This window comes from Streptomyces sp. NBC_00316 (assembly GCF_036158715.1).
Lineage (GTDB): Bacteria > Actinomycetota > Actinomycetes > Streptomycetales > Streptomycetaceae > Streptomyces.
Window position 1 is genome coordinate 7,660,083 of the sequence record NZ_CP108023.1, and the last position, 23,968, is coordinate 7,684,050.

At 70.6% G+C, this 23,968-nt stretch carries 18 protein-coding genes and 2 pseudogenes; 14 read left to right on the forward strand and 6 right to left on the reverse strand.

Annotated features, from left to right (window positions below):
• Positions 1-546: 546 nt before the first annotated feature.
• From OG878_RS34145 to OG878_RS34165, 5 genes are all read right to left on the reverse strand, one after another.
• Positions 547-1,566 (reverse strand): TolB-like translocation protein, encoded by a 1,020-nt coding sequence (locus tag OG878_RS34145; RefSeq protein WP_328890341.1) that lies wholly within the window; start codon positions 1,564-1,566, stop codon positions 547-549.
• Positions 1,563-2,843, reverse strand: coding sequence for an MFS transporter (locus tag OG878_RS34150; protein WP_328890342.1), 1,281 nt, complete (start codon positions 2,841-2,843; stop codon positions 1,563-1,565). The genes OG878_RS34145 and OG878_RS34150 overlap by 4 nt, the downstream gene beginning before the upstream one ends.
• 1 nt (position 2,844) lies before the next feature.
• Positions 2,845-3,735 carry an alkaline phosphatase family protein gene (locus OG878_RS34155; RefSeq protein ID WP_328890343.1) on the reverse strand — a complete coding sequence of 297 codons (891 nt, stop codon included), beginning with the start codon at positions 3,733-3,735 and terminating at the stop codon, positions 2,845-2,847.
• A 553-nt stretch (positions 3,736-4,288) separates the two neighbouring features.
• The gene (locus OG878_RS34160; protein WP_328890344.1) at positions 4,289-4,828 is read right to left on the reverse strand and encodes a nucleoside-triphosphatase; all 540 of its coding nucleotides are present in this window, start codon (positions 4,826-4,828) and stop codon (positions 4,289-4,291) included.
• Positions 4,829-5,166: 338 nt separating this feature from the next.
• Positions 5,167-6,264: a baeRF2 domain-containing protein gene (locus tag OG878_RS34165; protein WP_328890345.1), complete on the reverse strand. Its 1,098-nt coding sequence runs from the start codon at positions 6,262-6,264 to the stop codon at positions 5,167-5,169.
• 35 nt (positions 6,265-6,299) lie between these two features.
• Here OG878_RS34165 and OG878_RS34170 point away from each other — a divergent pair.
• The 13 genes and pseudogenes from OG878_RS34170 to OG878_RS34230 all read left to right on the forward strand — a co-directional run.
• A pseudogene (locus OG878_RS34170) lies at positions 6,300-6,682 on the forward strand (transposase); the annotation flags it as partial.
• A gap of 38 nt (positions 6,683-6,720) precedes the next feature.
• A complete protein-coding gene (locus tag OG878_RS34175) occupies positions 6,721-7,788 on the forward strand; it encodes a penicillin acylase family protein (protein WP_328891478.1) in 1,068 nt (355 codons plus the stop codon).
• Positions 7,782-8,537, forward strand: a complete 756-nt coding sequence (locus OG878_RS34180; protein WP_328890346.1) for a penicillin acylase family protein — start codon at positions 7,782-7,784, stop codon at positions 8,535-8,537. The genes OG878_RS34175 and OG878_RS34180 overlap by 7 nt, the downstream gene beginning before the upstream one ends.
• Before the next feature lie 306 nt (positions 8,538-8,843).
• Entirely contained in the window at positions 8,844-8,990 is a 147-nt protein-coding gene (locus OG878_RS34185) for a hypothetical protein (protein WP_328890347.1), read from the forward strand.
• A gap of 639 nt (positions 8,991-9,629) precedes the next feature.
• The gene (locus tag OG878_RS34190) at positions 9,630-10,199 is read left to right on the forward strand and encodes a dihydrofolate reductase family protein (RefSeq protein ID WP_328890348.1); all 570 of its coding nucleotides are present in this window, start codon (positions 9,630-9,632) and stop codon (positions 10,197-10,199) included.
• 8 nt (positions 10,200-10,207) lie between these two features.
• A complete protein-coding gene (locus tag OG878_RS34195) occupies positions 10,208-11,149 on the forward strand; it encodes a GNAT family N-acetyltransferase (RefSeq protein WP_328890349.1) in 942 nt (313 codons plus the stop codon).
• A 100-nt stretch (positions 11,150-11,249) separates the two neighbouring features.
• On the forward strand, positions 11,250-11,918 hold the full coding sequence (locus OG878_RS34200; RefSeq protein ID WP_328891479.1) for a CatB-related O-acetyltransferase: 669 nt from the start codon (positions 11,250-11,252) through the stop codon (positions 11,916-11,918).
• A 180-nt stretch (positions 11,919-12,098) separates the two neighbouring features.
• Positions 12,099-12,992, forward strand: a complete 894-nt coding sequence (locus OG878_RS34205; protein WP_328890350.1) for a Vgb family protein — start codon at positions 12,099-12,101, stop codon at positions 12,990-12,992.
• Positions 12,993-13,078: 86 nt separating this feature from the next.
• Positions 13,079-13,426 (forward strand): YciI family protein, encoded by a 348-nt coding sequence (locus tag OG878_RS34210; protein WP_328890351.1) that lies wholly within the window; start codon positions 13,079-13,081, stop codon positions 13,424-13,426.
• Positions 13,427-13,654: 228 nt separating this feature from the next.
• Positions 13,655-16,339, forward strand: a complete 2,685-nt coding sequence (locus OG878_RS34215) for an ATP-binding protein (RefSeq protein WP_328890352.1) — start codon at positions 13,655-13,657, stop codon at positions 16,337-16,339.
• Between the two features lie 247 nt (positions 16,340-16,586).
• Entirely contained in the window at positions 16,587-17,585 is a 999-nt protein-coding gene (locus OG878_RS34220) for a L,D-transpeptidase (protein WP_328890353.1), read from the forward strand.
• 246 nt (positions 17,586-17,831) lie between these two features.
• Positions 17,832-18,077: a hypothetical protein gene (locus tag OG878_RS34225; RefSeq protein ID WP_328890354.1), complete on the forward strand. Its 246-nt coding sequence runs from the start codon at positions 17,832-17,834 to the stop codon at positions 18,075-18,077.
• Positions 18,078-18,130: 53 nt separating this feature from the next.
• Positions 18,131-19,108: pseudogene (locus tag OG878_RS34230) on the forward strand (MFS transporter); the annotation flags it as partial.
• 128 nt (positions 19,109-19,236) lie between these two features.
• Here OG878_RS34230 and OG878_RS34235 read toward each other — a convergent pair.
• Positions 19,237-20,307 (reverse strand): helix-turn-helix transcriptional regulator, encoded by a 1,071-nt coding sequence (locus OG878_RS34235; RefSeq protein ID WP_328890355.1) that lies wholly within the window; start codon positions 20,305-20,307, stop codon positions 19,237-19,239.
• A gap of 217 nt (positions 20,308-20,524) precedes the next feature.
• On the opposite strand from OG878_RS34235, the gene OG878_RS34240 reads away from it, so the two are divergent.
• Positions 20,525-23,932 (forward strand): pyruvate carboxylase, encoded by a 3,408-nt coding sequence (locus OG878_RS34240; protein WP_328890356.1) that lies wholly within the window; start codon positions 20,525-20,527, stop codon positions 23,930-23,932.
• Positions 23,933-23,968 lie beyond the last annotated feature (36 nt).

The following is a 23,968-nucleotide window of genomic DNA, read 5'->3' on the forward strand; positions in this document are numbered from 1 at the left end:
CGTGTCTGGACGCTGCTGATCGAGCCCAACGGCTGCCGCGGTGTCACCGATGGAGTGAGCCCCGTCGGCCTGCGCCGGGGCAGGCCGGGTGTCCCACTCTGCAAACATCAACGCCGTTGGTACGCCCCTCCGGGCAGAGGACCAGGTCCTGCGGCTGCGCTTCGACCCCGTGTTCCCGGAGGGCCGATGGGGCGCCGCACCCGGCGATCGTCGAGGGTGTGGGTGCGTTCGACGGCAGGAGTACCCGCCGGCGCTCGTCGGTGTTCACTGTGCCGTAGCCGTCGCCGGGGCAGCCCCATGGAGCATTCTCCCGGACGGCTACGAGGCCCCGGAGACCGTCACTGCCATGGACATCCCCGAGGTGGGTGATCAGGGTGATCTTCCCGTATCCGGAGGGTGCGGCGGCACAGGCGGGAAGGCCGTCGTCGCCGTTGGGGTCCTTGGCGGGGGTTGCCCCGGTGGGTGCCCGACATGGAGTGGCCGAGGTCGCAGGCTGCGCCTCCGGCCGTTCCTGGTGAAACACGGTGGTGACGGTGGGGTCCGTGTTCACAGGTATGCCGGGGACACGGCCGCGGTCAGTACGCGGTGCGGGCGGGCGGAGCCGTCTGCCGCCACCTCGTAGAGATCCGCACCGAAGTCGCCAGGCAGCGCGTAGGTCACGGTGGTGTCGTCCTTCCAGACCACCTGGTCGTCCACGCTGCGGGTCTCGGCCAGCGGGTGGTCGGCCAGCGTGCGCAGGTCCAGGACGTGGAGGCGCCAGGGGGCGTCGGCGGGCAGCCCTTTGTCGCGGCTCTTGTAGGCGATGCGGGTGCCGTCGGGGGAGAGGGAGGGGCACTCCACATTGGTCCGGAGGGTGGTGAGGGTGCGGGCGCGCAGATCGCCCCGGATCAGGTAGGTATGTCCCTTCGTGGCGAGTGTCGCGTAGAAGTGCCGGTCGTCCGAGGCGAAGGTGACGCCCCAAAAGTTGACGTCCGCGGCTCGGTAGGGCCGGCCGTCCTTGCGTATCGCGAAGCCCTCCAGGGTCGGGGTGAGCCTGCCGGTGTGGGTGTCGAGGATCGCGGCGCGAGTGGAGAAGTTCGTGCCCGCGTAGCTGTCGCCGCCCACGAAGACCGTCCAGGTGGCCAGCCGGCCGCTGGGGGAGACACGGGCGCGGGAGGGGATGCCGGGGATCGAGTAGTGCGCGCGTTCTTCCAGCCGCCGGTCGAGGATCGTGGCCCGGTAGGTGTCCTGGATCGCCCCGTGCACGGCCTGGAGACAGACTCCGGTGCCCGAAGCCGCGTAGAAGCGCAGGCACTTGACACCCGAGGCGGTGCGGGCGTCGGCGGGCGCCGCGACCGGCACAGTCGTCAGCTCGTCGCGATGCGGCCCCCACGCCATGTTCCGGAAGGCGATCCGGTGCTCGTCGGTGAGCGTGACCCGGCCCGCCGCGACGGTCGGCCCGCCGGGCTTCGCCACGTCACGGCGGTCGGACCTGGCTGCGGCGTGCAGCACGGAGGCGGTGGCGACGACCGCGAGCACGGTGACCGCGCAGACGAGGACGAGGAGTCTGGTGCGCAGGCGCGTCATGCGGAAACCTTCACGGCCGGGCCGATACGGAGTGAGAAGGCGGCACACACGGCGAGTGCGACCGCGGTCGCGAGCAGCGCGGTGCGGTCACCCCAGGCGGTCCATGCCGCGCCGAAGGCCAGCGAGCAGACGAACCTGGCGAGAGCCTGTCCGGTCTGTATCAGGGCGAGGCCGGACGAGCGCAGTTCCTCGGGCACGCTCTGCGAAGCCGCCGCCATCAGGACCCCGTCCGTGGCTGCGTAGAAGGTGCCGTGGAGGACGAGCACCACGTACGGGAGCGCTGCACCGTGCCACGACGAGAGCAGCAGACCGTACGCGCCGAGCAGCGCGCCGTGCCCGGCGAGGAACACCCGCCAAGGACCGACCCGGTCCGCGAGCCGGCCCAGGGGCAGGGCGAGCAGCAGAAACGCGGCGGCGGTCCCGACCGGCAGCAGGGCGAACCAGCGGTCGGGTACCCCGAGGCGGTTCCGGAGCAGCAGGTAGACGAACGAGTCGCTCACGGTCGCGAGGCCCAGCAGCAGCGCGCAGACGGCGATGCGCCGGATCGTGCGGAGCCGAAGCAGCGCGAGGGCCGCGCGCAAGGTGGGGCGGGGGTGTTCGGCCGCCTGCGCGGTGCGCGGGGTTCCGGTGCCGGAGGGTACGAACAGCACCAGCACCAGCACGCCCGCCACCGCGACACAGAAGCTCACCGTGAACACCGCGTCGTAGCCGTCGACCGTGGCGCGCAGGATCAGGAACGCGGCGACCGGTCCGAGCAGGGCGCCCGCAGTGTCCATCGCGCGGTGGACGCCGAAGGCACGGCCGCGGGCCTCCGGCGGTGACGACAGCGAGATCATCGCGTCACGCGGCGCGGTGCGCAGCCCCTTGCCGGTGCGGTCGGCCGCCAGGACGAGACCGATGGGCGTGAGGGTGTGGGCCATGAGGAGGAGAGGTTTGCAGAGCGCCGAGACGCCGTAGCCGACGGCGGCGACGAACTTGTGGCGCCCGCCTCCCCGGTCCGCGAAGTGACCGCCGACCAGCCGCACCAAGGCGGAGAACCCGTTGTAGACGCCGTCCAGCAACCCGAAGCCGAGTGGGCTGAGGCCGAGCCCCGCCACCAGATAGAGCGGCAGGACCGCCGTCACCATCTCCGAGGACACGTCGGTGATCAGACTGACCGTGCCCAGCGCCAGCACGGTGGGAGCGACCGCCACGCGCCGCCGGGCCGTCTCCGTGCCCGGCCCGGCGGCGCGTTCGGCGGACCCCGCACGGGCGGCGCGGCTGTCCGCTACATACATGTCAGGACGTCCAGACCCCGGTGATGTCCTTGGCGGACGCGGCGTTCCCCGCGTGCCCGAGGCCGTGCATGTCCTCCAACGTGCGCAGGAGGTCGTAGTGGTTGTACGTGGTGGAGGAGGTGGCGCCCGGAGTCACCTGCTGCCCGTAGAGGACCGTCGGGATGCGGTTGCCGCTGAGCCGGTTGTCCTCGTCGAAGGTGACGACGAGCAGGCTGTTGTGGGTCTTTGCCCAGGTCGCGTAGGCGCCGAGGTTGGTCTTCAGCCAGGTGTCACCGCTGGACACCGAGCAGTCGTGCATGTCGCTGCACAGGTTGGGAACGACGAAGGAGACCTGCGGCAGTTTTGTGTAGTCGGTGGGGAACTGCTTGAACGTGTACGCGGACGAGGTGGGGACGTTGCTGAAACCGAACCACGGGTTGTGCTTGCGGGCGTACGTACCGCTGCTGCACGCGGTCGAACCCTGGCTGGGCAGCGTCTCGTTGTAGCTCGCCCAGCTCTTGCCCGACGCGATCAGCTCGGAGGCAAGGTTGGCGTTGCTGGAAAAGCCAGGGGTGTAGCAGCTGTCGTCCGTGATGCCCTGGGTGGAGCCGGAGAACAGGGCGAAGTAGTTGGGCTGGCTGGGGTGCGTCTCGGCGTACGAGGCGCTCAGATTGGCGCCCCCACTCTTCAGTGAGTTGATGTACGGGGCGCTCGAGGAGCCGATGACCTGGCTGTAGGCGTGGTTCTCGAAGACGACGACGATCACGTGATCGGGGGTGGGCACGCCGGCCGCGGCCTGCGCGGACGACGAGCCGCCGATGCCGGTCCACAGGCCGACGGCGGCCACGGCGGTGAGGGCCAAGGCGCAGGTGAGGGCGGTGCGACTGCGGCGGAACACGGATCTGCCGGGCACTGGGGGCCTCCGGTTGGGGAGTGGGGAGTGACAGGGGCGGTGCAGGCAGAGCATGCTCACGCCAAGAATCATTTGGTGCACCTCACCGCGCTGGAGTCATGAAGATCGGGTGAACTGTGCGTTCCCGTGTGCTCGGTACGGGTCCGGCGGCCGGCTGCCGCATGAAGCCGATGGTGACCCCGAGTGCGACGCAGGTCAGGCGCACCTGAGACGCGAGGACCACTGCGAAGACGAGGCCGGTGATCCCGATGCCCGGCAGTGTGTCGAGGCGCAGCACACACCGGACCCGCCGGTCCTGCTGCGGGCGCAGTCCGCTGACCGCACCCCGTCGCGCACACGACGCCGACCGACCCGGCCGGAGCCGACAACGCCGCCGCCGAGGCCCGCCCCGTGGCCCGCGCCGAGGACTGCGCCGTCTTCGGCGCCCCCCGCTCCCCCCGAACCGACCTCACCTCCACCGTCACCCTCGACGGCCGGGCGACAGCTACCTCACCGCGGACGCCCTGCGACGGACACCGCCAGGACTTTTGCCCCCTCCGCCTGGGTGAGGGTCTTACAGCGTCCGGGGCTGTTGCAGCCGGGCCGCGAGCTCCCCCGGCAGGACGTCCCGGTTTGCCGGAGTGAGCTGGACGACTTCGATGTCGGCACGCCGCTTGAGGGCGTCGGTGAACGGATCGCGGTGCGCGTGGACCGTGGCGACGACGTCGATCTCTGCGACGAACAGCGCGTCGACCGCGTGCCGGAATGCCGTGCACTCCAGTTCCATCCGCCCCAGCTCGTCGATGAGCACCAGCCGCCCTGCAGCCTCCTCGGTTGCTTCAGGCCGAAGCGACGGCAGCGCCAGTCGTTCCATGACGCCCAGGTCGACGCCGTATTTGCCCACCCGTGGCGGACCGGGCAGGTCGACATGGGCGAGTACCTCCCGCCGACCTGCCAGAGTCTCCAGGGCGAATCCGACGCGGGTGCCGGACTGCCGGATCTCCTCGGTGGTGAAGCCGGTGGCCGCGTGGGCGGGCAGCAGCGCGGCCAGCCGACGGAGGGCGGTCGTCTTGCCCGCGCCAGGGCGGCTTTCGAGCAGGATCCTTGTCGGCACCCTGCCATCTTCGCCCCCGCCTACGGCGGCGGCCCGGGCGGGCTCGGCCGATCGGGGGCTTCGGGGTGCGGGCCGGCGCCGGTGCCGCCGTTGCGGGAATGGCGGCGCGCATGAGCGGAATCGAACTCGGCGGCACCGCGTTCGACGACACAACGGTGATCCCCCGTCGGTACAGCGCGGCATGTTGCTGATCTCGACCGCACTGTCCATCGGCACCAGGACACGGGTGTCCGGGCAGTGGACGGCGGCGCAGCCGGGCGCGGTCGGGTGGGCGATCAGCCGGAAGTCCTCCGCGCGGCGCTCTGCGGGGGCGACCCGGGAGGCGCAGCGCGCCGGCGTCAGGACGGGGTGCCCGGGTCGGTGTACCGCAGCAGGGCGCCCACGCCCTCGTCCAGCCTCAGCTTGCTCTCCGGTACGACGACCAGCTCGGCACCGGTGCCGACGAGGGCCCGGACGAGGGCCTCGTCGGTGCGCTCCTCGCGTGGGGAACGCACGCCGAAGGACATCAGCTCCGCCTCGGTCAGGGCGAGCTGAGTGGGCTGCGAGCCGGTCCAGAGCCGCAGCGAAGACCCTGGCGGCCGGTTCAGCAGCAGTGCGGCGACCTGGCCGCGCTGGAGGGCGGCGACGGTGGAGGCCAGCCCCTCCGTCATCGGCCCGTCCAGGGCACGCCGGCCGATGAAGATGTCCGCGAGTTCCCGGTCGTGTGCGGCCATGTGGCCGCGGAAGACGCCGTCGAGCTGCGGCTCCAACAGGGCGCGTCCGGTGTCGGTGGGGGTCCGGCCGCGCACGCGTACGACCTTGTCCCGCAGGGTGTGCGGCAGGCGGCGGATCAGTACGTTGCACGCCCACTCGTCCCCGCCCACGACGATGGCGTCGGCATGGGCGCGCCGCGCCCGTTCGTCCAGCTGGTGGCCGAGCCGCAGCGCGGTGTGGTGCCAGGTCGCCACCGCGACCCTGCGGTGCAGCCGCTCACCCGGGGTGACTGTGGACGCGGGCCAGGTGCCGGTCTCCGCCTCCAGAGTCACCCAGCCGTGGGTCTCGGCGGTCGGAAGGCCGCGGTAGTGGACGACCACGGCCATGTAGGGGATCTCAGGAACGTGCTGGGTGACCAGGGGCATCGCGTCCGGCAGGGTGCTGTACCGCGCGGAGTCGTGCTCGGGCGGCCTGGGCAGCTCCCCGTCCAGGACGAGCGTGCCGTGGGCGGCGAAGATGGCCTGACCGTGCACACCCGGCACCTCTGTATCGGCGCCGACCACCTCCTCCAGTACGTTCAGCAGCGCCCGGTCCGAGCCCTGACGGGAGAGGCTCTCGCGCAGCCGCCCCCAGCGCAGCGCGATCGCCCGCTCGGGATGCTCGACGTCTCGGGAGGTGTCCAGGTACACGGAGGCGAACGGGCCCGGCTCCGCGTAGAGGGGATTCAGGAACGACAGCCTCATCGCCACTCCTCGTCGATGGTCTCCCTCCTTTGATGATGCGCGCCCCGGGGGAGCGATGGAGTTCGACGAGCGGCGCAGCGGTACGGAACGCGGATCGGTCGGGCGCCGGCCGGCAGCAGCCGGCCCATCGTGAACATGGTGGCGGCGACCAGGCCGTCCAGCGGCAGTCCGGTGATCCAGACATCACGATCGTCATGGACGCCGCTTACGACGTCACCCGCCTGGCCCGGGTGCTGCGCGACCTGCCCGTCGAGCTGGTCGGCCGGATCCGCGGAGACCGGGTGATGGGACTGCCGAATCCGGCCCGCGTCTACGACCCCAAGGGCGGCCGGCCGCCCAAGCATGGGCCGGAGTTCCGCTTCGCCAAGCCCCGACCTGGCCCGAGCCGGCGGTCGTGACGGCCACCGACACCGCCAGAAGCAGTATGCGAAGTGCCCGGCGTGGCTGCGCACGTTGATGCAGGCCTGGGCGGGCGGACTCAACTACTACCTCGCGACACACCCCGAGGTGCGTCCGCGCGTGCTCGACCGGTTCGAGCCGTGGATGCCGTTGAGCTTCTCGGAGGGCAGCATCGGCGGCGACATCGAGTCGGTGCTGCTCACCCAGCTCGAAGCCTTCTACGGCGAGCGGGACGTGCCGATGACCGACGAGGAGCGCGGGCTGGTGCTGCGTGAACCCACGGGGTCGAACGGCATAGCCATCGCGCCGAGCCACACACGGGACGGCCACGCGCTGCTTCTGATCAACCCGCACACCAGCTTCTTCTTCCGTGCGGAGCAGCATGTGACGAGCGGCGAGGGGCTCAATGTCTATGGTGCTGCCACCTGGGGGCAGTTCTTCATCTACCAGGGCTTCAACGCGCACACGGGCTGGATGCACACGACGAGCGGCGTCGACAACATCGACGAGTTCGCCGAGACGATCGTGACACGGGCCGACGGAACCCGCTCCTACCGCTACGGCGACGAACTGCGCCCCGTCACCACGAAGACGATCACCTTGTCCTTCCGTACCGCGACGGGCGGGCAGCAGGAGCGCAGCTTCACCACGTTCGCCACACACCACGGCCCGATCGTGCGCGTGGCGGACGGCAAGTGGATCGCGTGTGCGTTGATGAACAAGCCTGTCGAGGCGCTGAAGCAGAGCTTCCTGCGCACCACGACGCGGGACTACACGCAGTACCTCAAGGTCGCGGGACTGAAGGCGAACAGCTCGAACAACACACTCTTCGCTGACTCGAGGGGTGATGTCGCCTTCCTGATGCCGCAGTTCATGCCGGTGAGGGACGACCGGTTCGACTATCTGAAGCCCGTCGACGGCAGTGATCCGGCGACCGACTGGCGTGGACTGCACAGCCTGGCCAGCATGCCGCAGGCTGTGAACCCGAAGAACGGCTGGGCGTTCAACACCAACAACTGGCCCTGGACCGCCGCCGGCGCGGACAGCCCGACGCGGCCGACTATCCACGCTACTTCGACCGGGTCGGCGAGAACCCGCGCGGGCCGCAGGCGGTCCGGGTGCTGACCGCGCGCGACGACTTCACCCCGCAGACGCTCATCGAGGCCGCGTTCGATCCGTACCTCACCGCCTTCGCGCGGCTGGTGCCGGGGCTCGTCGCCGCGTGGGACCGACTGCCCGAACACAACGGGCAGAAGGCGAAGCTGGCCGATCCGATCAGCCTGCTCCGCGACTGGGACCACCGGTGGGCCGCGGAGTCGACCGCGACGTCGGTGGCCGTGTTCTGGGGTGAGGACCTGTGGGCCCTCACGTCCCAGGCGGCGGCGGGAGCCGGGATGTCGGTATGGGACTACATGGCCGACCGCGCCACGGACACGCAGCGGCTCGGGGCGCTCGAGACGGCGGCACAGCGGCTGCGGCGGGACTTCGGCAGCTGGAAGGTGCCGTGGGGTGAGATCAACCGATACCAGCGCAACGACGGTGCGATCGTCCAGGAGTTCAGCGACGCCAAGCCGAGCATCCCCGTGCCCTTCGCTTCGTCGCGATGGGGCTCCCTCGCCTCGTTCGGGGCCAAGGCTTACCCGGGAACCAAGCGCTACTACGGCACCAGCGGCAACAGTTTCGTGGCGGTGGTGGAGTTCGGGCCGCGACTGCGTGCCTGGGCGGTGACGGCGGGCGGGGTGAGCGGGCATCCCGACTCGCCGCACTTCGACGACCAGGCCGAACGCTACGCGAGCGGCGACCTGCGGCTCGTCTACTTCTATCCCGGTGACCTCGACGGCCATGTCGAGCGGAGGTACCGGCCCGGCAGGTGACCGGTCGCCCGGGAACGGGCGCGGTGGGGTGTGCGGTGTGCTCTGCGCAATCGGGGCTGCCCGGCATCGCGGAGCTTCCCTGCACGTATGCGTGGGGTTGCCCGCGTACCGCAGTCGCGCGCATCGGCGCCCGCGGGCCTGACCGGGGGCAGGCCGTATCGCCGGGGGCGAGGGGTTGCAGGTTCACATCCTGTTGTCTCGACGTGGCGTACAGGACGTCGGCCGTGCAGGCGGACGCCTGCACGGCCGGTGAGGGCGGCCTGGTGCTGTTCCTCAGGATGCGGTGCACTCCCCACCGGATCACCCGTGACACCACCGTCGTCCTCGACGCCCGCGAGGCCCACCGGCTGGATCCTCGCCCCGGTGTACGACGTGCCGGTGGACGGCATGAACACCCTGCCGGCGCAGAGCGGCATCAGGATCGGCCTGTCGGTCGAGGGCCACGCCGGGTAGACCCCGGGCGCGATCACGGCGGCCTCGCTGTCCTACTCCTACGACGGCGGCACCACCTGGACCGAGGCGCCGACCCAGCGGCAGGGCGGCAAGTGGACGGCCGTCCTCGACCACACCGGCGCCGCCGGCATGCAGGTCATGGCGAAGGCCACCTTCACCGAAGCCAACGGCAACGAGGTCACCCAGACCATCACCCGCGCCTACGACGTTCGGTAACCGCACAGTCCGGCCGGGCGGTCTCCCGCAACCGACGGCCCACCCGGCCACCTGCTGTTCCCGCCCGTGATCATCACAACGCGGCCGGTCCGCATGGGACCCTGAGCACCCAAGGCGTACGACACCGGACGGGGCCGGGCACCAGGGTGGTGGGCGTCGGTGCCGGAGCCGGCCCCCTCGGCGTAGCGTTCCGGCGCGTGGTGAGGGTCGCATCCGTTCTCGCCGACACAGTGGCCGGCCTGCCGAGGCTGCTTCTCGAGCACGCGCCGCCTGACAGCCGCCGTCGATACGCCTACTGATGCCGGCCCGGGCAAGTCCCGGTCGTGACGGGTCACATTACGTCGGGTTGACCGATGCCCTCCGGAAGCCGACTGCCTAGTGTCGTGTCGTCCCTGGCAGCAACGGATCGAAAGCGGGCCCCGCATGCGTCGGCTCACGTACTTCATCGGCTGCAGTATCGACGGCTTCATCGCCGGTCCGGGCGGGCAACACGACTCCTCCGGATTCGACGGCGACCTCAAGGCCGCGATTCTCGCCGAGTGTCCCGAGACCATCCCGGACCACGTCCGAAGGTCCCTGGGCGTCGGCGGCACGGCCAACAAGAAGTTCGACACGGTCGTCATGGGGCGCGGCGCCTACGAATCGGCTCGGGCAGCCGGTCCGACCGGTCCGTACCCACATGTGCGGCAGTACGTGTTCTCCTCGACCCTGATCCGGCCCGGCCCCGAGGTCCATGTCGTTGCCGGCGACCCGGTCCAGATCGTGCGCGGGCTGAAACGGGAGCCCGGCATGGGCCTCTGGCTGTGCGGCGGTGCTGTGCTGGCCGGTCAGTTGCTCGGCGAGATCGACGAGTTGATCGTCCACCGCTACCCAGTGGTATTCGGCGACGGCATTCCCCTCTTCCGCACCTCGTTCGCCCCTTCCCACTTCACCCTGACCGGGTCCCGGGTCTTCACCACAGGGTCGACCGTCACCACGTACGTCAAGCAGTAGGAGAACACGTGTTGTTTCGACCCACGACCGAGGCCGATCTGGAGCGCGTCGTAGAAGTGATCGTGGATGACCCGGTGGGCTGGATAGACGCCGACCGCTACCGGGCCGAGATGCGGCAGGGGATGTACCGGCCCGAGTGGACCTGGATCGCCGAGGACGACGGGCGGGTGACGGCGCGAGCCCTGTGGTGGGGGCGGACGGACAGCGCTCACCCCATCGCCCTGGACTGCCTGCACGTCGACCCCGCATGCGCCGACCGGGCGGACGTCGCGGCAGGGCTACTGACCGCTGGGCTGCGGGCGTTCGCCTCTCAGGGCGCGCCCGAACCTCCGCTGTACAACCTGACGCTGCCCGTGGGCTGGCGTGACGACCCCGCTGCGGCGGCAGCCGTCGAATGGCGGGGCCGAGCTGCGGCACGGGCTGGGCTCACGCGGGAAGTGGAACGGCTGCGCCTGGAGTGGACACCGGATTCCGGTCTCCCCCCGGCCAGGGGAGAGCTGACCTTTGCCCCGGCGTCGGACGAGGAGTTCCTGCGGCTGTTCCGGCGGATAGCTGTCGGCAGCTTGGACGACGAGACCCGCAGAAACGTGGAGGCCAAGGGCGCCGAAGCCACCGCTCGGGGCGAAATGGACTTCTACCTCGGTTGCCCCGGCCGGCGTGATTGGTGGAGGCTGGCCTACGCCCCCGACGGGCAGGTCGTCGGGCTTGCTCTCCCGTCCGCGACGCCGTACGCCCGCAACGTCGGTTACCTGGGTGTCGTACCCGAATTCCGTGGCCATGGGCACGTGGACGCTCTGCTCGCCGAGATCACCCGCATGCACGCGGACACGGGCACCGAGCTGATCACGGCCACGACAGACACCGGCAACGCGCCGATGGCCGCAGCCTTCGACCGCGCCGGCTACCGGATCACAGAGATCCGCATGATCTATTCAGCGCCGGCGGCATGAGGGCGGAGGCGACACACCCTGCATCCGACAGACCGGACGGCCCTTGCCGCCGTACGAAGTCGCCTGGGCGAGCGCCTCTTTCAGACCGCCGACTCTATCGATGGAGGACGTTGCGTTGTCTCCCGATCCGAACACCGTTCACCCGCTGCCTGCCCATGACCGCGTGGTGTTCCTCCGACCGGTGATCACTTCACCGAAGGTCCTCGTGGGCGACTACACCTATTACGACGACCCCGATGGCGCCACCGACTTCGAACACCGCAACGTGCTCTACGCCTACGGGCCGGAGCGTCTGGTCATCGGCAAGTACTGCGCCATCGCCGCGGGCACCAAGTTCCTGATGGCCGGCGCCGAGCATCCGACGATGGGGGTGTCCGCGTTCCCCTTCACCATGTTCGGTGGCCGGTGGGCCGAGCAGACGCTGGACATCATCACCGCGATGCCGAGTCGTGGTGACACGGTCGTCGGCAACGACGTCTGGTTCGGCCACCGGGTGACGGTGATGCCCGGCGTGCGGATCGGAGATGGTGCCATCATCGCGGCCGGCGCTGTGGTCACCAGTGACGTGGGGCCTTACACGATCGTGGGCGGCAACCCGGCCCGGCTCATTCGTCAGCGCTTCGCCGACGACGACATCAAGCGTCTCCTGCACGCCGCGTGGTGGGACTGGCCCACAGAGGTGGTCGCCGAACACACCCGCACCATCATGGCCGGGACCCCGGAGGAGATCGAAAGTGTCGGCAACCGGCTCGACGGAAAAGTCAGTTGATCAACAGCCGTTCGGGCGAGGACCTGCAGGACGCAAGCCGCGCATGGGGTCGTTGCGTTGACCACCGTGCGTGATGCTGCAAGCCCTGCTCGTTGTCTGCGTGCGTACAGAACGGCGGTCGCAGGGTCGGCCAGTGGGGGCGCGGAGCGCGCGCCATGAGAATGAGGAGGGAGAGCCTGAATGGCTGTGCTCATCGAGGAGTTCGCCGTCGCCGAGGCAGGCAGCGGACCGTACGCGCTCACCAGCGGCCCGGATGGGGCGCTCTGGTTCACCATGGTCCACGGCGGAAGCATCGGACGGCTTGTGCCCGGAGGTGAGCTGTCGACCCACCAACTCGATCCGGAATGCGGTCCGACGATCATCGTTGTCGGGCCGGACGGCGCCTTGTGGTTCACCGAGCACCGGGCGCACCGCATCGGCCGGATTGCTCTCGACGGCACGGTGACGGAGTTCGCGCTGCCTACAGCGCAGTGCGGGCCGTTCGGGATCGCCGCCGGGCCGGATGGGGCACTGTGGTTCACCGAGACCGCTGGCGACCGTATCGGCCGGATCACCACCGACGGCCATGTGACCGAGTTTTCGCTGCCGGCCACCGGGGCCTTCCCCTCTGCGATCACCGCAGGCCCGGACGACGGGATGTGGTTCACCCTGAACCAGGCCGACGCGATCGGGCGGATCGGCATGGACGGAGTGGTCACTCTGCACGCCCTGCCGACCGACTCCGCCGCCCCGGTGGGCATCGCAGCGGGCCACGACGGGGCGCTGTGGTTCGTGGAGATCGGCGCCGGGCAGATCGGGCGCATCACCCCGGACGGCCGGACCACCGAGTTCCCGCTGCCCGACCGCACGTCCCGGCCGCATGCCATCACCCCCGACAGCACCGGGACGCTGTGGTTCACCGAGTGGGCCGCCAACCGCGTCAGCTCCATCACCGCAGACGGGGCGATCACCGTGCACGAGCTGCCGACCGCCGGCTCGGAACCCCACGGCATCTCCGCCGGCCCGGACGGCTCTGTATGGGCAGCACTGGAGATCGGCGCGCTCGCCCGCATCACCACAAGGCCGGGCGCCTGACCCGAATCCGGGCGGCCGGGCGCACGTTGCTCGGGAAGCCTGAGCAACAGCCTTCCGGACGACACACGAAACGAAAAGAGAACCCCATGAAATTCGCACTCGTGATCTTCGAGACGAACGAGTCGCGCAACAGGATCCGGACTGACCGGGACACCCACCGAGAAGCCTACGAAAGCTGGATCGGGCAGATCGCGGCGGCGGGCAAACTGATCAGTGGCGATGCCCTGGAGACCGAGTACATCGCCGCGGTGACCGTGCGCAAGACCACCGACGGGGCGTCCACCGTGACCGAAGGGCCGGCGCACCCAGGTGAGGAGACCCTCGGTGGTTGGTTCGTGGTCGACGTTGCCGATCGCGAGGAAGCCGTAGAGCTGGCCACGGGCCTCCGTACCCCCGAGACGGTCGAAATCCGGCCTCTGCTCGAAACGGCCTGAACCGCACCACCGGCCACGCGGACAGAGAGATGCCCGGAAGGCGCGTATCCAAGGCCGATTGCTGCGAGCGCGGCCGAAGTCCCGGCGAGCGCTGCCCAGAAGGTCTTTGTGGGCAGCGCCGCAGTTCCGGAAGCCGGCACCTGGAACACCAGGGTCACAAACCCCCAGTCGTATAGTGGCGATCACGATGCCCGGTTGCGGCCGGGGACGCGGACCGGGGGGCGCGTGGTGCAGGGACGTGCAAAGGAGCAGTGCCACATCCGTCGGATACTCGCCGACGCCCATCGCGGGGAGAGCAACTGCCTGCTCCTGCACGGAGAGGCCGGCATCGGCAAGACCACCCTCCTCGAGTACGCCGTCGCCCAGGCCGAAGGCATGAGTGTGCTGCGGGTCGAGGGCATCGAGTCGGAGATGGAGCTGGCCTTCGGCGGGCTCCACCAGTTCTTCCTGCCGGTGTCGGATCGGCTCGACCTGCTGCCGCCACCGCAGGCCGGGGCCCTGCGGGCGGTCTTCGGCTTGTGTGACGAGACTGTGCGGGACCGTCTCACCATCGGGCTTGCGACGCTGTCGCTGCTCTCCGAGGCGGCCGCCGAAAAACCCGTGTTGTGTGTGGTCGACGACGTGCAGTGGCTCGACCAACCATCCGTGGATGCGTTGGTTTTCGCCGCCCGGCGGCTGCGGGCCGAAGGCGTCGTCATGCTCTTCGCCACTCGCGAAACCTCCTCGGCGAGCGGAACGAAGGCTCTGCCCCACGTGCCCCTCACCGGCGTCGACCGGCAGTCGGCCGCGTCGCTGCTGCCCGGCCTTGCACCCCCGGTCACCGAGTGGATCATCGATCAGGCCCGAGGCAACCCGCTGGCGCTGCAGGAACTGGCAGCGGCGCTGACCCCGGCTCAGCGGGCCGGGCAGCTGGGGCCGTTGACGCTGCCCGATGCGCAGTCGGCGCCACCGAGTCGACTGCAGGACGCCTTCGCCGAGCAGATCCGCCGCCTCCCCGACGCCACTCAGCGCATGCTCACGGTGGCCGCCGCGGACGACACCGGGGACCTGCCCACGGTGCTGGCCGCCGGAGCCAGGCTTGGCGGGGAGGTCAGGGATCTGGAGCCGGCCGAGCGTGCGGAGCTGATCTTCGTCTCCGCGCAGAGGCTGCGCTTTCGACATCCCCTCATTCGGTTCGCCGCCTATCAACGCGCCCCGCTGTCCCGGCGGCTGGCGGTGCACCAGGCGCTCGTCGCCGTCCTGGACGGTCACCGGCACGCGCACCGACGTGCCTGGCACCTGGCCGCCGCGGCGACCGGCCCGGACGAGCAGGTCGCCGGTGAGCTGGAGCGGGTCGCCGAGTGGGCAGGCAGCAGACAGGCCATGGCATCCGCGTCCGCCGCGTACGAGCGAGCCGCTCACCTCACCGCGGATACGTCGAGGCGCGCCCGCCGACTGATCAACGCCGCGCAGAAGGCGAGCGAAGCCGGCCAGGACGAACGATGCCGTGCTCTCACCGACCAGGTGCCCCTGCCTCTCCTGGACCCGGGCATGGCGGCGGACTTCACCCGCGTACGCTCCGTGGTCGAGCTGGGCTACGGCAGCCCGGGGCAAGCCGCCCGCCTGCTGGCCGAATGCACCGACGCGGTTTCCGCCAGCCGTCCCGACAAACTCGCCCCTCTGTTGACCGACGCCGTCCATGCGGCCTTCTCGGCCGGCGACGCAGCCCTCATGGTGGAGATCGCTCTGCGCACTCCCGGCCTGCCCGTGGTGGCTACGCCCGCGAAGCTGCTCGCCGGTGACATTCCCGGCGCGCTTCGGACGCTGGACGATCACGTGGAGGCCGCTCGCCTCGCCGGAAGCGGCCTCATGGACCGGTTGATGGCCGGGATTTACTGCCAACTGGTCGCCGACCACGAGAGGGCGCACGAGCTGGCCGCCGCGGCGGTCACCCACTGCCGAGAGCGGGGCATCGGCGGATGGCTGCCCACCACGCTGCATCTGCTTGCCCAGGCGGAGCTGGCACTGGGGCGGCACGACGACGCACACGCACACGCCGCCGAAGCACTCCGGCTTGCGGAGGCCTACGACCTGGACCACCGAGCCGCCCACCTGCGTGCCCTGCTCGCGGTGCTCGCGGCCGCCCGGGGGGAGGAGGAACATGCCCGGGAACTGGCCGGCCTGGCACTGGAATACACCCGCCCCCGCGACGTCGGACGGGCCACGGCGGATGCGCTGTGGGCGCTGGGGCTGCTCGACCTCGGCCTCGGGCGTGCTCGGGCTGCACTGGAACACCTGGAAGCGGCCCGGCAGGCAGCGGGTCACCCCCTCCTGGCCCGGCACCTGATGCCCGATCTGATCGAGGCCGCCGTTCGCGCGGGCCATCCGGAGCGGGCGAGGGAACCCGCGAATCAGCTCACGAGCTGGGCGGACGACCTCCAACAGCCCCACTTCACGGCGCAGGCCCACCGCTGCGCCGCCCTGACCGGTCCGGACGCGTCGGCCGAGAAACACTACGCAACGGCCCTTGACCTGCATACCGCGGGCTGTGACTTCGAGCGGGCCCGCACCGAACTGGTCTACGGCGAGTGGCTGCGCCGGGGCCGCCGCCGGCTTGACGCCCGCGACCATCTGCGTACGGCGAGGGAGCTCTTCGACAAGCTGGACGCACGGCCATGGGCCCGCCGGGCGGCCACAGAACTACAGGCTGCCGGCGAGACCCCTCACCCGGCCGATGTCATCGACTCACCCATCAGCCGCCTGAGCTCGCAGGAACGTGAAGTCGTCCGACTCGCAGCCACCGGGGCGACCAACCGTGAAATCGCCACCCAACTGTTCCTGAGCCCGCGCACCGTGGGACACCACCTCTACCGCGCGTTTCCCAAGCTGGGCGTCAGCTCACGAACAGAGCTCGCCGACCTGCTCGCCTCCTGACAGCAGCGAGGTGCGGTACTCAGCGAGCCCGCACCGCACAGGACGCGGGTGGTCCGCCGGCACCGCACCCCGGTCAGGCCCGGCGACCCGGGCGAACACCGCCCCGGCCTGCCCCGACCCGCATGATCAGGCCCGTGAGGCCGCAGGCTTGGCACGCGCTTTACACTCCGGTCCGCAACCGCGCTGGTCAACTGCTTGTCTCTATGAATGTTGAATCTCTGAAGCAGTGACGTGAGCGGAGCGGGACATGAGGCGGGGCAAAGGCGGCACGGGTATCGCGCTACTGGTGAGTGCGGTACTTCTGGGGGCGAGTGCATGCGGCGGAAACGCATCGGCCTCGGACGACTCCGACAACGGAGCGGCGAAGGGCGGCTCGTCGCCCAAGGCGACCGTCAGCGCGCACCCGTCGCCGACGCACCCCTCGGGTCCGCCGATGCTGCTGGAATCGATCGCTCCGCTGGACAAGGCGACGGTCGGTGTCGCGATGCCGGTCTCGGTGGTCTTCAGCAACCCGGTGGCGGCCTCGGCCCGCGCGAACATCGAGAAGCACATCAAGATCTCCGCCTCGGTCCCCACCACCGGCGCCTGGCACTGGATGGGCAACCAGCGGGTCGACTGGCGTCCGGAGAACTACTGGAAGTCCGGCACCAAGGTCCGGGTGGACGCCGACCTTCAGTACGTGCCCAACGGCAACGGCCGCTACGGCACCCACGCCTACACCCATTCCTTCACCGTCGGCGACGACGTCCGGGCGGATGCCTCGGTCAACGGTCACACCATGAAGGTCACCCGTAACGGGGCCCTGGTGCGCACGCTCTCCATCAATGCGGGCAGCACCGAGTACCCCACCTGGAACGGCACCATGGCAGTGATCGACAAGCAGGAGAAGGTCCACATGACCTCCTGCAGCGTCGGCATCAGCTGCACCAAGGGCAGCGCGAACTACTACGACCTGACCCTGCCCTGGGACGTCCACCTGACCCAGTCGGGCACCTACGTCCACTTCTCCACCGGCGACACCAACCCCGGCAGCGGCAGCGCCCGCGGCTCGCACGGCTGCATTCACCTCTCGTTCTCCGACGCGAAGTGGTTCTACGGCCAGGTCAAGCAGGGCGACCCGGTGACCGTCACCGGCTCCCCGCGCGCCAAGGCCTCCGCCGACAACGGTTACGCGTCCTTCAACCTGTCGTGGTCGCAGTGGCTGTCCGGAAGTGCGAGCGGCGAGCAGACCACCAGCACTCTCTGAGGGCGGCCTCCTGTTGCGAGCGCCGCAGGGTGAGGGTGTCTGCGCTCGTCCGACGACGTGAGGCGTCGGGTCGGCGAGGGCCGAGGGGTACGCAGCAAGCCCTCCGGCCCCGACCCCGGAGACCTCTGCCCATGACTGCTTTACTCTCCCGCCCGCGTCGCCCGGCTTTCGGGCGGCGCGGGCGCTTCGCGTTTCTGGGGGTGGCCGTGCCGGCCGCCATGGGCATCGGCGCCATGGCAGTTCGCCGTGCCGCTCGACGAGTTCGTGGCAGAGGACCTGCGCTGCGTCGAGGTCATCGGCGACTGCGACCTGGCCGTCGAAGCACTCAACTCCTCCGGCCCGCAGGAGAGAGGCAGCCGCGCGTGCGCCGCTGGATGCGAGCCCGGTGTCCCCGGTGTTCATGAGCGAGCGGTGAAGCAGCGGCGGAGGTCCTTCGGCCGCCGTCTCGCCAGGGCCTCGGCCACAGGTGAACCGGGCCGGGAGTCCTTCTGACGTCAGGGACTTCGCTGACAGAAGACGTCAGTGAACCTCCGGACACTGATGCCATGATCCTCAGCCACCACCCCCGCCGGGCCGAGCCGCTGCTCGTGTCCGCCGCCTTCGCCACCGCCCTCGGGAACAATGTCCAACTCATCGTCGGTGCCCTGCTCGTGATCAGGGAGCAGCAGACCATGATGGCCGTCGGCTGGCTCTTCATCGCCGTCGCCGGTCCGCAGGCGGTGCTGTCGCCCTTCTTCGGACGGCTGGCCGACCGCTTCGACCGGCGGACCCTGTGGATCGGCTGCGATGCCACCAGCGCGGCGCTGGCGCTCGGGCTGCCGCTGTGGCTGGCCTGCGGTGGCGCCCCCGGGCCCGGGATCTACAGCGCCAATCTGGGGCTGGCCGTCGTCAGCGCCCTGTTCTTTCCGGCCAGCTCCGCGCTGATCAAGGAACGGGTCCCGGCTTACCGGCTGCGGCGGTTCAACGCCCGCTACGAGATGGGGACCCAGGCGGGGATGCTGCTGTCGGCGACGGTGGGCGGACTGTCCGTCCAGGCGTTCGGTGCCGTGCCGCTCCTGGTACTCAACGCCGGGACCTTCGTGGTCTCGGCGCTCTGTGCCGCCGCGATGGGGCGCCGCCCGGACCGGGCGCCGGCTGCGACCCCCGCCGGGGAGCAGTCGCCGGTGCCGGCAGCGTCGCGCGGGCCGCTGCGTGTGCGCCGCTTCATCCTGCTCTACGCCCAGGGGAGCGTGGTCGTCACGGTCTTCAACGCGCTGCTGCCCACAGCCTTCATCGGCGAACTCCACCTGGGTGCGGCAGCGTTCGGTTCCGTGGACGCCCTCGGGTGCCTCGGATTCCTGGCGGCCACCGGTGCCTACCGGATCGTCAGCAGACGCAATCCGGACTTGCGCATCGCCGTCGTGGGCTTTCTGCTCTGCAATGTCGCCCTGGTGCTGCAGAGTCAGTTCGGGATCGTCGGCTACCTGGTCGGGGTGCCGCTGGGTGCGTTCCTGTTCGGGCAGGCCAGGATCGCCTCCCGCACCATGCTGATGGACTCGGCCGACGAGGCCTCGGTGGGCAGGGCCTTCGGGCTGGCGAACGGTGGCGGGCTGGCGGCCACGGTCGGGGTGATGTTCCTGGTCGCGACGGTCACCGACCGCAGTGACACGCGCTACGGCTTCGGGGTACTCGCCGCCCTCGCGCTGCTGGCGACCCTGTCCGCGGGCCTGCTGCTGAGGGCGCCGGCCTCCGCCGGGCTGCGCACATCCGCCGGCCGGTACCGGTCGAGCACGGCCGCCGCCGCCCCCGCGATCCCGCGACGCAGTTCGTCGGGGGCGAGCACCTCGATGTCCGCACCCAGCGACAGCAGCGTCGGAACCGCCAGGTCGACCGACTCCAGTGGCACCGTCGCCGTCACCCAGCCGTCCGCGTCCGGCGGTCCTGCCGAGGCTTCGACGGCCCGGACCAGCGCCGCGTCCAGGCGGTCCGGCAGCGAGGACAGCAGCGCCGGTGCGATCCGGACGGAGGCCTGAAGCCGGAGCCTGCGGGCGTCGTAGGCGGTGAGGTAGTCCCGCCAGTGGGCGGCGAGGTCGAAGCCGTCGGGGCGCTCGAAGCCGTCCTCCCCGACGTCCAGGCGGAGGATCGACGAGACGCGGTAGGTCCTCACCGCGCCGCCCATTGCTGCGACGAGGTACCAGACACCCGCCTTGAGGACCAGGCCGTAGGGGTCGAGTTCGCGCTCGACCTCCTGCGGTTCGACCCAGCGGCGATATCGCACCTGGATCCGCCGCTGATTCCACACGGCATCGGCGAGCGCCGCGAGAGCGGACGGTGAGTCCTGTTCCCGGTACCAGCCGAGGGCATCGAGGTGGAACCGCTCACGGATCCGGCCGGCCCTGTCCCGCAGCGGGGCCGGCAGTGCTGCGGTCAGTTTCAGCTGTGCCGCCGCCAGCACCTCGCCCAGTCCGAGGTCGGCGGCTGGGCCCGGCAGCCCGGCCAGGAACAGCGACTCGGCCTCGTCGGCGTGCAGTCCGGTGAGCCGGGTCCGGTAGCCGTCGAGCAGCTGGTATCCGCCGCCGTGCCCGGCATCCCCGTAGACCGGGATGCCCGCGCCGCTCAGCGAGTCGATGTCGCGGTAGACGGTCCGGACCGAGACGCCCAGCTCCTCGGCGAGCTCACCGGCCGTCAGCCTGCCCCGGTTCTGCAGCAGGAGGACGAGGGAGAGGAGCCGTGCCGCACGCATGATCCGATCATTCCAGGTCCGGGCACGGGCCGGGTTCGGTTCCCGGACCCCGCCGAGGCCTGCCCGACCGCTCGATGAGGGCCTTCGCGCACCTGCGGACGAGCGACCGGCCGGTGGTGATTCGGCCCGGGCTGTTCTTGTGCTGGTGTAAACGGGGCATCAGTCACGAGGGCGCCCGTCGGGCGCGCATGTCGCGAACGTCATGAAGGGACCGTGCATGTTCCGGAAGGTACTTGTCGCGAACCGTGGTGAGATCGCCGTCCGCGCGTTCCGCGCCGCTTATGAACTGGGCGCGGGAACGGCGGCGGTGTTCCCGTACGAGGACCGCGGCTCGCTGCATCGTCTCAAGGCCGACGAGGCCTATGAGATCGGCCCGAGGGGGCACCCGGTGCGCGCCTACCTGTCGGTCGAGGAGATCGTGGGCGCGGCGCGCAGGGCCGGCGCGGACGCCGTGTACCCCGGGTACGGCTTTCTGTCCGAGAACCCGGATCTGGCCCGGGCCTGCGAGGATGCCGGGATCACGTTCATCGGTCCCGGCGTCGGGGTGCTGGAACTGACCGGGAACAAGGCGCGCGCGGTCGCCGCGGCCCGTGCGGCGGGCGTGCCGGTCCTGAAGTCGTCGCAGCCGTCGACCGACGTGGACGTGCTGGCGGCGGCCGCGGAGGAGATCGGTTTCCCGTTGTTCGTCAAGGCGGTTGCGGGAGGCGGCGGTCGCGGGATGCGGCGGGTGGACGACCCCGCGCATCTGCGCGAGGCCATCGAGGCGGCGTCGCGCGAGGCCATCGAGGCGGCGTCGCGCGAGGCCGAGTCCGCCTTCGGTGACGCCACGATGTTCCTGGAGAAGGCCGTCGTCGACCCCCGTCACATCGAGGTGCAGATCCTCGCCGACGGACACGGCGACGTCATCCACCTGTTCGAGCGGGACTGCTCGGTGCAGCGGCGCCATCAGAAGGTCGTCGAACTGGCCCCGGCACCCAACCTCGACCCCGCGATCCGGGAGCGCATCTGCGCCGACGCGGTCGCCTTCGCGCAGAGCATCGGCTACCGCAACGCCGGCACCGTCGAGTTTCTGCTCGACCGGGACGGCAACCACGTCTTCATCGAGATGAACCCGCGCATCCAGGTCGAGCACACGGTGACCGAGGAGGTCACCGACGTCGACCTGGTCCAGGCGCAACTGCGCATCGCCTCCGGCGAGACGCTGGCCGACCTCGGTCTCGCGCAGGACAGGATCCACCTGCGGGGTGCCGCACTGCAGTGCCGGATCACCAGCGAGGACCCGGCCAACGGCTTCCGGCCGGACACCGGCACCATCAGCGCGTACCGCTCGCCGGGCGGCTCCGGCATCCGGCTGGACGGCGGCACCGCATTCGTCGGCTCGGAGATCAGCGCCCACTTCGACTCCATGCTGGTGAAACTGACGTGCCGGGGCCGCGACTTCGCCACCGCGGTGCGACGCGCCCGGCGTGCGGTGGCCGAGTTCCGCATCCGCGGCGTGGCCACCAACATTCCGTTCCTGCAGGCGGTCCTCGACGACCCGGACTTCCAGGAGGGCCGCGTCACCACGTCGTTCATCGAGGAGCGCCCGCATCTGCTGACCGCGCGCCACTCCGCCGACCGCGGCACCCGCCTGCTCACCTACCTCGCCGACGTCACGGTCAACAAACCGCACGGCGCGCGTCCGCACCTGATCGACCCCATGACCAAACTGCCGGACACCGCGAACGGCGTACCGCCCGTCGGATCGAAGCAGAAGCTGACCGAACTGGGGCCGGAGGGCTTCGCGCGGTGGCTGCGGGAGTCACCGGCGGTCGCCGTCACCGACACCACCTTCCGGGACGCCCACCAGTCCCTGCTGGCCACCCGGGTGCGGACGAAGGATCTGCTGGCCGTTGCCCCGGCCGTGGCCAGGACTCTTCCGCAGCTGCTGTCGCTGGAGTGCTGGGGCGGCGCCACCTATGACGTGGCCCTGCGCTTCCTGGCCGAGGACCCGTGGGACCGCCTGGCCCGCCTGCGCGAGGCGGTACCCAACATCTGCCTGCAGATGCTGTTGCGTGGCCGCAACACGGTCGGATACACGCCGTACCCCACGGAGGTCACCACCGCCTTCGTCGAGGAGGCCACCCGGACCGGCATCGACATCTTCCGCATCTTCGACGCGCTCAACGACGTCCGGCAGCTGCGGCCGGCGATCGACGCCGTACGCGAGACCGGGTCGGCCGTCGCCGAGGTGGCCCTGTGCTACACCTCGGACCTGTCCGACCCGGCCGAGAAGCTCTACACCCTCGACTACTACCTGCGGCTCGCCGAGCAGATCGTCGAGGCCGGCGCGCACGTCCTGGCGGTCAAGGACATGGCCGGGCTGCTCCGGGCACCCGCCGCCGCGACACTGGTGACCGCGCTGCGCAGGGAGTTCGAGCTGCCCGTCCACCTCCATACCCACGACACGGCCGGCGGCCAGCTGGCCACCTACCTGGCCGCGATCGGCGCGGGCGCCGACGCCGTGGACGGAGCGGTGGCCTCGATGGCGGGCACCACCTCGCAGCCCTCGCTGTCGGCGATCGTCGCGGCCACCGACCACTCCGAGCGGCCGACCGGGCTGAGCCTGCGGGCGGTCGGCGACCTCGAACCGTACTGGGAGACCGTGCGCAGGATCTACGCGCCGTTCGAGGCCGGCCCGGCCTCGCCCACGGGGCGCGTGTACGACCACGAGATTCCCGGCGGCCAGCTGTCCAACCTGCGAGTCCAGGCACGGGAGTTGGGTCTCGGCGACCGCTTCGAGGACATCGAGGCGATGTACGCCGCGGCCGACCGTATGCTCGGCCGCCTGGTCAAGGTCACACCGTCGTCCAAGGTGGTCGGCGATCTCGCCCTGCACCTCGTCGGGGCGGGGGTCCCGCCCGAGCGGTTCGCAGCCGATCCCGGCGCGTACGACATCCCGGACTCCGTGATCGGGTTCCTCCGCGGCGAGCTGGGCGAACCGCCCGGCGGCTGGCCGGAGCCGTTCCGCAGCAAGGCACTCGCTGGCCGCGCCGCGCCCAGGCCCGTCGCCGAACTGTCCGACGGTGACCGCGACGGACTGGAGAAGGACCGGCGCGCCACCCTCAACCGGCTGCTGTTCCCCGGACCGGCGAAGGAGTTCGAGGCGCATCGCGACGCCTTCGGCGACACCGGCGTCCTGCCGAGCAAGGACTTCTTCTACGGCCTGCGACCGGGGGAGGAGCATGCGGTGGACCTCGAGCCCGGGGTGCGGCTGCTCATCGCGCTGGAGGCGATCGGCGAAGCGGACGAGCGCGGCATGCGCACGGTGATGGCCACGCTCAACGGCCAGCTCCGGCCGATCCAGGTGCGTGACCGCTCGGTGGCTTCGGATCTGCCGGCTGCGGAGAGGGCCGACAAGTCCGACCCGAAACACGTTGCGGCGCCGTTCGCCGGGGTGGTGACGCTGTCGGTCGCAGCGGGCGAGCGCGTCGAGGCGGGCGCGACCGTCGCGACGATCGAGGCGATGAAGATGGAGGCCGCCATCACGGCCCCAGTGGCCGGAGCGGTGCACCGTCTGGCCATCAACTCCGTCCAGCAGGTCGAGGGGGGTGACCTCCTGATGGTGATCGAGCAGCCCCGGTAAGAGGGATCGCCCGGGCGGGCTGCCGTCGCCCGCCCG

Bases quoted from the DNA above. Each gene is read 5' to 3' on its own strand.
- OG878_RS34200 (WP_328891479.1), top strand. From the start codon at position 11,250: ATGGAGGACGTTGCGTTGTCTCCCGATCCGAACACCGTTCACCCGCTG.
- OG878_RS34205 (WP_328890350.1), top strand. From the start codon at position 12,099: ATGGCTGTGCTCATCGAGGAGTTCGCCGTCGCCGAGGCAGGCAGCGGA.
- OG878_RS34210 (WP_328890351.1), top strand. From the start codon at position 13,079: ATGAAATTCGCACTCGTGATCTTCGAGACGAACGAGTCGCGCAACAGG.
- OG878_RS34175 (WP_328891478.1), top strand. From the start codon at position 6,721: ATGCAGGCCTGGGCGGGCGGACTCAACTACTACCTCGCGACACACCCC.
- OG878_RS34220 (WP_328890353.1), top strand. From the start codon at position 16,587: ATGAGGCGGGGCAAAGGCGGCACGGGTATCGCGCTACTGGTGAGTGCG.
- OG878_RS34190 (WP_328890348.1), top strand. From the start codon at position 9,630: ATGCGTCGGCTCACGTACTTCATCGGCTGCAGTATCGACGGCTTCATC.
- OG878_RS34150 (WP_328890342.1), bottom strand. From the start codon at position 2,843: ATGTATGTAGCGGACAGCCGCGCCGCCCGTGCGGGGTCCGCCGAACGC.
- OG878_RS34235 (WP_328890355.1), bottom strand. From the start codon at position 20,307: ATGCGTGCGGCACGGCTCCTCTCCCTCGTCCTCCTGCTGCAGAACCGG.
- OG878_RS34165 (WP_328890345.1), bottom strand. From the start codon at position 6,264: ATGAGGCTGTCGTTCCTGAATCCCCTCTACGCGGAGCCGGGCCCGTTC.
- OG878_RS34145 (WP_328890341.1), bottom strand. From the start codon at position 1,566: ATGACGCGCCTGCGCACCAGACTCCTCGTCCTCGTCTGCGCGGTCACC.
- OG878_RS34240 (WP_328890356.1), top strand. From the start codon at position 20,525: ATGTTCCGGAAGGTACTTGTCGCGAACCGTGGTGAGATCGCCGTCCGC.